Origin of the sequence: Campylobacter sp. BCW_6465 (assembly GCF_001762815.1) — a bacterium.
In the GTDB taxonomy this organism is placed as follows: Bacteria; Campylobacterota; Campylobacteria; order Campylobacterales; family Campylobacteraceae; genus Campylobacter_D; species Campylobacter_D jejuni.
Window position 1 is genome coordinate 1 of sequence record NZ_MJXN01000031.1, and the last position, 1294, is coordinate 1294.

Annotated in this window: 1 protein-coding gene and 1 pseudogene; one reads left to right on the forward strand and one right to left on the reverse strand. The window is 28.7% G+C overall.

Going from position 1 to position 1294, the window contains the following annotated elements:
* The coding region (locus AJ886_RS02650; RefSeq protein ID WP_070287081.1) for a hypothetical protein at nt 1–962 on the forward strand (962 nt) is incomplete at its 5' end.
* Nucleotides 963–965: 3 nt separating this feature from the next.
* Here the strand turns inward: AJ886_RS02650 and AJ886_RS02655 are convergent.
* Nucleotides 966–1294 (reverse strand): annotated as a pseudogene (locus AJ886_RS02655) (hypothetical protein); the annotation flags it as partial.

Here is a 1294-nt window from a genome sequence, read left to right on the forward strand (position 1 = left end):
TAAAAACTAAAAAAGAAAGATATAAATATTTAGTTATAAGAAGTGGTATAAGAAGTGTTGTTATAGATATACCTTATGAATCTATAGGAGCTGTAGATGAAAAAGGAAATGTAGATCCTAAATATGAAGAATTATATAGAACAGTAGATGATAATAAACATAATCTAAGATCAAGTTTATTTCATAATGAATGGGGTATGGCAGCAGGAATATTAGGTGATTATAAATACCTAGCTAATGATATGTCTCAAAATGGTTTTAATGCAAGATTTATCCAAGCTACTATACTTTATATACAATTAAGTGGAGGAAGTAGTATATTAGATAAACCTAATTTATTAGGTGCTATTTATGGTTATGCAGATATTGCAGTAGGAAGTGGTTTAGTAGGAGTGCATAAAAATCCTTTAAGAGAACAAGAAATTAAAACCTTAGCTAAGACTTTAAAACCTGATGAATTTGGTATGCTTCCTTTTATAGATGAGATTATGGGAGTAGATTGGGTGATTGATTATAATAAATATCAAATTTCTCGCGATGAATTTGGAAGTATGTATAAAGCCTTAAGAAGTGATATAGTTGAGGGCAAAATAAAAGATCCAAGAGATATAGATTCTACTTATGAAAGCAGAAGAGAATTTGATCATCATAGGGGAGGGTATTATAATGGTATGGTAAATGCTTATGGTTATGATATTCCAAATGATCGGAGTGAAGAAAGTGCACAATTAAGAATAGATTCTATGATATTAACTGCCAAATTAGCAGCCCTAACCCCACCTCAAGGTTATCCTAATGCACCTTATTATTTTACCCCTGAAAATCTAGAATGGTATTACAAAAGACACAAATTAGATGCTAAACTTGATCCAAGAATTCCTGCTATTTATAGATATAATTTTCCGCAAGAACTTCGAGCTAAAATACTAGCTTATGCTAAAGAGCATAATATCAAAGAGTAAAAATCACTCAAAATCTTTAATATACTTTTCCAATGCTTTGATGGTAAGATTTTCAAAAAGAATCTTATCTTCTTTGATATTGTTTTGTATGGCAGCTTCAAGATATTTAATAAACATATTTTCTTCCATTTCTTCAAAGATGGGAGTATATAATTCTTTTGCGATTAGGCTAAGGGCTAAAATATTGATCAATCTCGTGGATTTGATTAAGGGTATATTATTAACAATGCTTTCAAAATCTTTAATACTAATAGAAGAATAATCATTATTTAATTTAGAGCTTTGTTGTTTTGTTTTAATATCTTTTAAATTTTTTACCAAACTTTTTAAAA